Source organism: Limnohabitans sp. (assembly GCF_040401135.1).
In the GTDB taxonomy this organism is placed as follows: Bacteria; Pseudomonadota; Gammaproteobacteria; order Burkholderiales; family Burkholderiaceae_C; genus Limnohabitans.
Genome location: NZ_JBBAOV010000026.1, coordinates 24,935 through 32,990 on the forward strand (window position 1 = coordinate 24,935; position 8,056 = coordinate 32,990).

7 protein-coding genes are annotated in these 8,056 nt (G+C 54.4%); 6 read left to right on the forward strand and 1 reads right to left on the reverse strand.

Features of this window, described 5'->3' with window-relative positions:
• Positions 1-43: 43 nt before the first annotated feature.
• Positions 44-874, forward strand: coding sequence for an RNA pseudouridine synthase (locus ABWP81_RS08425; RefSeq protein ID WP_353141031.1), 831 nt, complete (start codon positions 44-46; stop codon positions 872-874).
• 47 nt (positions 875-921) lie between these two features.
• On the forward strand, positions 922-1,080 hold the full coding sequence (locus ABWP81_RS08430) for a hypothetical protein (RefSeq protein WP_353141033.1): 159 nt from the start codon (positions 922-924) through the stop codon (positions 1,078-1,080).
• A gap of 24 nt (positions 1,081-1,104) precedes the next feature.
• On the opposite strand, the gene ABWP81_RS08435 is transcribed toward ABWP81_RS08430, so the two are convergent.
• The gene (locus tag ABWP81_RS08435) at positions 1,105-1,647 is read right to left on the reverse strand and encodes a C40 family peptidase (RefSeq protein ID WP_353132266.1); all 543 of its coding nucleotides are present in this window, start codon (positions 1,645-1,647) and stop codon (positions 1,105-1,107) included.
• Positions 1,648-1,806: 159 nt separating this feature from the next.
• On the opposite strand from ABWP81_RS08435, the gene ABWP81_RS08440 reads away from it, so the two are divergent.
• The 4 genes from ABWP81_RS08440 to ABWP81_RS08455 form a co-directional block, all read left to right on the forward strand.
• Entirely contained in the window at positions 1,807-2,409 is a 603-nt protein-coding gene (locus ABWP81_RS08440; protein WP_353141035.1) for an isochorismatase family protein, read from the forward strand.
• Positions 2,410-2,501: 92 nt separating this feature from the next.
• A complete protein-coding gene (locus tag ABWP81_RS08445) occupies positions 2,502-4,397 on the forward strand; it encodes a propionate--CoA ligase (RefSeq protein WP_353132270.1) in 1,896 nt (631 codons plus the stop codon).
• A 155-nt stretch (positions 4,398-4,552) separates the two neighbouring features.
• Entirely contained in the window at positions 4,553-7,417 is a 2,865-nt protein-coding gene (locus ABWP81_RS08450) for a 2-oxoglutarate dehydrogenase E1 component (protein WP_353141037.1), read from the forward strand.
• Between the two features lie 41 nt (positions 7,418-7,458).
• The coding region (locus ABWP81_RS08455; RefSeq protein WP_353141039.1) for a biotin/lipoyl-containing protein at positions 7,459-8,056 on the forward strand (598 nt) is incomplete at its 3' end.

An 8,056-nucleotide genomic window follows, 5' to 3' on the forward strand; every position in this document is an offset into this window, starting at 1 on the left:
GGGTCAACGATACAACGATTAACTGTGGGAGGATCCAGCCCTTATGAATTTAAGCAAATCCACGGGTGACCGCCCCTCAGAGGGAGAGCGGCTGTCCAAACGCATCATGCAGTTGCGAGATTGTTCGCGCCGCGAAGCCGAGCAATACATAGAGGCAGGTTTTGTTCGAGTGAACAGTGTGGTGGTGCAAGAGCCTCAGTTTCGTGTGACCACGCAAAACGTGGCGGTAGATGCACATGCCAGCTTGCTCAACCTCTTATCGGTCACACTCATCTTGAACAAGCCTATGGGCTGGACAGATGGCTTGGAGCCTTTGCCCGCAGATCGGCCCGCACCAGCAGGCAGACCCGCCCCAGTGCGACGCCCCCCCACAGGACCACGCAACGTGCGCAGCTTGCTCACTGTTGCTCAGCATAGCCAGCACGACCACAGCGGCGTGCGGTTGATGAAAAGCCATTTGGCCAAGTTGGAGGCCAGCGTGCCTTTAGAACACGAAGCCAGCGGCTTGGTGGCTTTTACACAAGACTTCCGGGTCCAGCGCAAGCTGATGGAAGACATGCCGTTCATGGAGCAAGAGCTGATTGTGGATGTGCGCGGCGAGGTGTTGCCCGAGGCTTTGATCCCTATTGAGCGTGCGTTGCGCGATGAGCGATTGCGATTGCCTGATTTCAAAATCAGCGTGGGCAGCGCCAACCCAGAGCGCAGCAAATTGCGTTTGGCGGTCAAGGGCTCGCACCTGGGCTTGGCGCCTTATTTGTGCGAATTGGCTGGCTTGCAAATTATGGCCATACGCCGCATTCGATTAGGACGTGTGAGCTTAGGCGATTTGGAAGAGGGCACTTGGCGCTATCTGAGCGAGGGTGAAAGGTTTTGAGATAATCCATATTGTTAATCCATTAACGATTCAAGGTGAAATGTGTGATGAAGCTCGTATTGATTATTTTGACCTGCGCATCATTGCAGGCGTGTACTGTTCTTGCTGTGGCCGACGCAGCTGCCTCAACGGTGGTGTACGGTGTTAAAACCACGGTGAATGTGCTGGACGCCGTGACGCCCGACATCATTAACAAGAAAAAATAAAAGCCCATCAACGGATGGGCTTTTTTAGTTTTTACCAGTCTCGGGTTTGGCTTCTACGCGCCTAGCGCCAGTGAACCGCCGATCCCAATAAGCTTGGCGCATGTCGTCTACACGCACTTGCTGGCCCGGCTTTGGTGAGTGGATGAACTTGTTGTCTCCGACATAAATGCCAACATGGCTAAAGGTTTGGCGCATGGTGTTGAAGAACACCAAGTCACCTGGCTTTAAATCTTGTTTGTCGATTTTTTCTGTCGCAGCTGCTTGCTCGCTGGCGCGGCGAGGCAATACTTTGCCAACGGTTTGCTCAAACATGGAGCGTACAAAACCGCTGCAATCAAAACCCGTGGTGGCGTTGGTGCCGCCTCTGCGGTAGGGGACGCCTAAGAAAGTCATGGCGTTGACCACCAAATCCGAGGCTTTATCACCCACAGTTTCACGCATCTGGTCCATTTGCGCGACGATGCCTCGCTCGGCCAAATAGCGCTCAATGTCGTCTGCGGCATTGTTCGACGGTGCAGCGTGTGCTTGGGCGACGAAGCAAAGAAGGAGGAGGGTACGTTTCAACATGAGCCAGCATTCTAACGTACTTAGCTGCGAAATCTTATCAAATTCGCCGTCTAAGTTGTTGATTTGATTAGGGTTAATCCTAAAGTAAACGGTCTTAATCGCTGCGTTTTAAAGCATCGTCGATACTTGGCGCTTTCTATAGATTGACTGGTTAAACCTATGCTGCTCGACGACCAAGAATCTCAACTCGTGCTGGTGGACTATCAAACCCGCTTGATGCCCGCTATTTTTGAAGCTGATTTGGTCTTGGCCAATGCCATGCGTTTGGCTCAAGCGGCGCATTGGATGGAGGTGCCAACCTACGGCACTGAGCAAAACCCTGAGAAGCTGGGTCACAACCCAGATGAGATTCGGACCTTGTGCCGCCGTACCCTTGCCAAGATGAGTTTTAGCGCTTGCCCAGATGGCTTGAGCGACCTGTTGCGTCCAGCCGCTCGCGCGCCATCAGGCAACGCACGTAGCCTGCCCAAGCATTTGCAAAAGGCCGTGCCCCAAGAGCCCACGCGCCAAAGCATCGTGATTGCTGGCTGTGAGGCGCACGTTTGTCTGTTGCAAACCGCCTTGGACTTGCTGGAAGAGGAGTATTCGGTATGGGTGGTGACCGATGCCTGCGGTTCACGCACAGAGCGCAACCGTGACGCGGCCTTTGATCGTTTGGCTGGCGCGGGCGCCGAACTCGTGACGACCGAGATGGTTTTGTTTGAATGGCTGCGCAGCGCTGAGGCCGACCCTTTTAAAGAAATCCTAGCGTTGATCAAATAAAGGGTATTCACTCAGATAAAAAGTCAGCTTGTTGCAAGTCCGTTGTTCACATAATTATGAATTCATGACAGATTCGTTTTTAGGAGAGACAGATGGTTGCGTTTGCAGATTTTCACCGCCGTTCCATTGAGGACCGTGATGCCTTTTGGTCTGAGCAGTCCAAATTAATCGATTGGGCAACGCCGCCTCAACAGATTTGCGATTACAGCAACCCGCCGTTTGCCAAGTGGTTCGTGGGAGGTCAAACCAACCTGTGTCATAACGCTGTAGACCGTCACCTTAAAGACCGCGCTGACCAAGCTGCGTTGATTTTTGTCTCAACCGAAACCAACCAAGAGCACACCTACAGCTATCGTGATTTGCACGCCGAAGTGCAGCGCATGGCTGCTATTTTGAAAGAGTTGGGCGTCACAAAGGGCGACCGCGTCTTAATCTACATGCCCATGGTTGCCGAGGCAGCGTTTGCCATGTTGGCGTGTGTTCGTTTGGGCGCCATTCACTCAGTGGTGTTTGGCGGCTTTGCCTCACATTCTTTGGCCACACGCATTGAAGATGCCTCACCCAAAGTCATCATCAGCGCTGACGCAGGTTCTCGCGGTGGCAAGGTTGTGGCCTACAAACCTTTGCTGGACGAAGCTATCCAACTGTCGGCACATAAGCCCGCCAGCGTCATCATGGTGGACCGCAAACTAGCGGCGTTTAATGCCGTAGCTGGCCGCGATGTGGACTACGCCACCGAACGTGCCAAGCACATGGACACGGTGGTGCCTTGTGAATGGGTCGAGTCCACCCACCCCAGCTACACCCTCTACACATCAGGCACCACCGGTAAACCCAAGGGCGTGCAGCGTGACACCGGGGGCTACACCGTGGCCTTGGCAGCGAGCATGCCGCATATTTTTGAGGGCAAGCCAGGCGGCACCTATTTCTGCACCAGCGACATCGGCTGGGTGGTAGGCCACAGCTACATCATCTATGGTCCCTTAATCGGGGGTATGGCCACGATTCTTTATGAAGGCCTGCCCATCCGACCTGACGGCGGCATTTGGTGGAGCTTGGTCGAAAAATACAAAGTCAATGTCATGTTCAGCGCCCCCACGGCTATCCGTGTGCTCAAAAAGCAGGATCCGGCGCTGCTCAGCAAATACGACCTGTCTAGCCTGCAAGCCCTGTTTTTGGCCGGCGAACCCTTGGACGAGCCCACAGCCAAATGGATTTCTGAAGGTCTGAGCGGCAAAGCCATCATTGACAACTACTGGCAAACCGAGACCGGTTGGCCGATATTGAGCATTTGTAACGGCGTAGAAAAAGCGCCCAGTAAGTTTGGTTCACCTGGCAAAGCCATTTATGGCTACAACGTCAAGTTGGTCGATGATCAGACGGGCGAGGAACTCACAGGCGCGAATCAAAAAGGTGTGTTGACCATCGAAGGCCCGCTGCCACCTGGCAACTTGCAAACCATTTGGGGTGATGACAAGCGTTTTGTCAGCACTTACTGGAACACGGTACCCAACAAGTTGGTCTACAACACCTTCGACTGGGCAGTGCGCGACGAAGATGGTTACTTTTTCATCTTGGGCCGCACCGACGACGTCATCAACGTGGCCGGACACCGCTTGGGCACAAGAGAAATCGAAGAAAGCATCTCTAGTCATCCCAACATTGCCGAAGTGGCGGTGGTGGGTGTGGCGGATCAACTCAAAGGCCAAGTCGCCATGGCTTTTGCGATTGCGAAAGACACCTCTGGCTTGACCGATGATGCCGCTCGCAAGGTCTTGGAAGCGGAAGTCATGAAAGTGGTCGACAGCCAGTTGGGCGCTGTGGCTCGACCATCACGGGTCATTTTTGTGTCCGCTTTGCCTAAGACGCGCAGTGGAAAATTGCTGCGCCGTGCCATTCAAGCGGTTGCTGAAGGCCGTGATCCTGGTGACTTAACCACCATGGACGACCCAGCTGCACTGCAGCAGATCAAAGATCAAATCGCCTAATCAGGCCGCGTACGGCGGGGTTTCGGTGGCACAATCTTGGATGTTGCCTGGGTCAATTCTGACCTAGGCCGCATCTGCTAGCCGGTCCAGCCGTGTCGCGGAGGTTTTTTTTCAACCAACTAATGTTTCCTTCAGGGAAACGGAGGTCAGCGCATATGAGTGATACAAGCGTCTATCAAGCCTATTCAGGCAATACCCATCTCTTTGGGGGCAACACCCCTTATGTCGAAGAGATGTATGAAAACTATTTAGCCAACCCTGGTAGCGTGCCCGACTCTTGGCGCGAGTACTTCGACGCGCTTCAGCATGTGCCCGCAGTCGATGGCTCAAACGCCAAAGACGTGCCTCACTTGCCCGTCATCAACGCCTTTGCAGAACGCGCCAAACAAGGTGGCACCAAAGTCGTGATGGCCAGTGCCGATGTCGAAATGGGCCGCAAGCGCACCGCTGTGCAGCAGTTGATTGCCGCTTATCGGAATGTGGGCCAACGCTGGGCAGATCTCGATCCTCTCAAGCGCATAGAACGCCCCGATATTCCTGACCTCGATCCTGCTTTCTATGGCTTCACCGATGCTGACCAAGAAACTGTGTTTGACACCAGCAACACGTTTTTTGGCAAAAATCGTATGAGCCTGCGCGAATTGCTGAATGCTTTACGCGAAACCTACTGCGGCACTTTGGGTACAGAGTACATGTACACCTCTGAAATGGGTGAAAAGCGCTGGTGGCAAGAAAAATTGGAAAGCATTCGCAGCAAGCCCAATTTCAATTCTGAAAAGAAAAAACACATCCTCGAACGTCTAACTGCAGCGGAAGGCTTGGAGCGTTACCTCCACACCAAATACGTCGGCCAAAAACGCTTTTCGCTCGAAGGCGGTGAAAGTTTCATCGCCGCGATGGAGGAGCTGATCCAACAAGCGGGCCTCAAAGGCGTGCAAGAAGTGGTGATCGGCATGGCCCATCGTGGCCGTTTGAACGTGTTGGTCAACACCATGCGCAAGTTGCCGGCTGACCTATTTGCTGAGTTCGACCACACCGCCCCAGAAGAGTTGCCCGCCGGTGACGTGAAATACCACCAGGGCTTTAGCTCGGACGTGTCGACGGCAGGTGGCCCCGTTCACTTGTCGCTGGCTTTCAACCCCTCGCACTTGGAAATTGTGAACCCCGTGGTGGAAGGCTCAGTTCGCGCCCGTATGGATCGCCGCGCCGACCCAACAGGCAGTCAAGTGCTGCCCGTGTTGGTGCATGGTGATTCCGCTTTCGGCGGCCAAGGCGTGAACCAAGAAACACTGGCTTTGGCCCAAACCCGTGGTTACACCACTGGCGGCACAGTGCACATCATTGTGAACAACCAAATCGGTTTCACCACTTCAGACCCGCGCGACATGCGCTCTAGCGTGTTTTGTACCGATATCGTGAAGATGGTTGAGGCGCCTGTGTTGCACGTCAATGGCGACGATCCAGAAGCGGTGGTCTTGGCCACGCAACTGGCTCTCGAATATCGCACGACCTTCAGCAAAGACGTGGTGCTCGACATTGTTTGTTTCCGCAAACTTGGCCACAACGAGCAAGACACCCCAGCGCTGACCCAGCCGCTGATGTATAAAAAAATCGCGGCTCATCCTGGCACTCGCAAACTGTTCGCCGATAAATTGACCGCCCAAGGCTTGGGCGAGACCTTGGGTGACGACATGGTCAAGGCCTATCGCGCTGCCTTAGATGCAGGCAAGCACACCGACGACCCTGTGTTGACCAACTTCAAGACCAAGTTCACTGTGGACTGGTCACCCTTCATGGGCAAAAAGTGGACCGACGCTGGCGACACCGCTATTCCCATGTCCGAGTGGAAACGCTTGGCTGAAAAAATCACCACCATTCCCGTATCTGTCACGCCTCACCAGTTGGTGAAAAAGGTGTACGACGACCGCGCCTCGATGGGTCGTGGCGATACGCCAGTGGATTGGGGCATGGGCGAGCACATGGCTTTCGCTTCGTTGGTGGCCAGCGGCTACCCCGTGCGTTTGTCAGGAGAAGATTCCGGTCGCGGCACATTCACACACCGTCACGCAGTTATTCACGATCAAAAGCGTGAAAAGTGGGACACCGGCACCTACGTTGCGTTGCAAAACGTCACGGAAAACCAAGCGCCCTTCACGGTGATTGACTCCATCCTGTCCGAAGAAGCTGTGTTGGCTTTTGAGTACGGTTATGCCTCAAATGATCCTCACACGCTGGTGATCTGGGAAGCTCAGTTTGGTGACTTCGCCAATGGCGCTCAAGTCGTCATCGACCAGTTCATCGCCTCTGGCGAAGTGAAGTGGGGCCGTGTGAACGGCTTGACGTTGATGTTGCCTCACGGCTACGAAGGCCAAGGCCCAGAGCACAGCTCTGCACGTCTCGAACGCTTCATGCAATTGGCTGCTGACACCAACATGCAGATCGTGCAGCCCACCACGGCCAGCCAGATCTTCCACGTGTTGCGTCGTCAAATGGTGCGCGACTTGCGCAAGCCTTTGATCATCTTCACACCCAAGTCCTTGCTGCGAAACAAAGACGCCACATCGCCTGTGTCTGAGTTCACCAAAGGTTCATTCCAAACCATCATTCCTGAAAACAAAACGCTCAAGTCCGACAAGGTCAAACGTGTTTTGGTGTGCTCGGGCAAGGTTTACTACGACTTGGTCAAGAAGCGTGAAGAGTTGGGTGCTGACGACGTGGCAATTTTGCGTGCCGAGCAGCTCTACCCCTTCCCACACAAAGCTTTTGCCACTGAACTCAAAAAGTACCCCAACGTTACCGAGTTGGTGTGGACGCAAGACGAGCCACAAAACCAAGGCGCATGGTTCTTCGTGCAGCACTACATCCACGAAAACATGACCGCAGGTCAAAAGCTTGGCTACTCTGGCCGTGCCGCTTCTGCGTCTCCTGCTGTTGGCTATTCTCACCTGCACCAAGAGCAGCAAAAAGCGCTGGTCGAAGGCGCATTCGGCAAGCTCAAAGGCTTTTTGCTGAGCAAATAAATCGTTGCATAGACAACCCGCAATACTGAAAGAATAAAAAAATGGCAATCATCGAAGTAAAAGTCCCGCAGCTGTCCGAATCCGTGGCCGAAGCCACCATGCTGCAATGGAAGAAAAAAGTTGGCGAGTCCGTGGCTGCTGACGAAATTTTGATCGACATTGAAACCGACAAAGTGGTGCTTGAAGTGCCAGCGCCCGCTGCTGGTGTGATCTGTGAAATTTTGGTCGCCGACGGCGGCACCGTGGTTGCTGAGCAGCTCATTGCTCGTATCGATACTGACGGCAAAGTGGGTGCTGCAGCCCCCGCATCTGCTCCTGCTGCCGCACCCGCTGCTGCTGCCCCTGCAGTCGCCGCAGCTGTTTCCAACAGCAAAGCCGGCGTGGCCATGCCCGCCGCCGCCAAACTGATGGCCGACAACAACTTGGCCTCTGGCTCGGTGTCGGGCACTGGTAAAGACGGTCGCGTCACCAAAGGTGATGTGCTTTCTGCTGTGACGGGTGGTGTGCAGTCGACTGCTGCTGTTATTCCTACAGGCGCACCGAACAAAACGTTGCCACAAGTTGCAGCGCCTTCGGTGAACTTGGGCGAGCGCCCAGAGCAACGCGTTCCCATGACCCGTTTGCGCGCCCGTGTAGCCG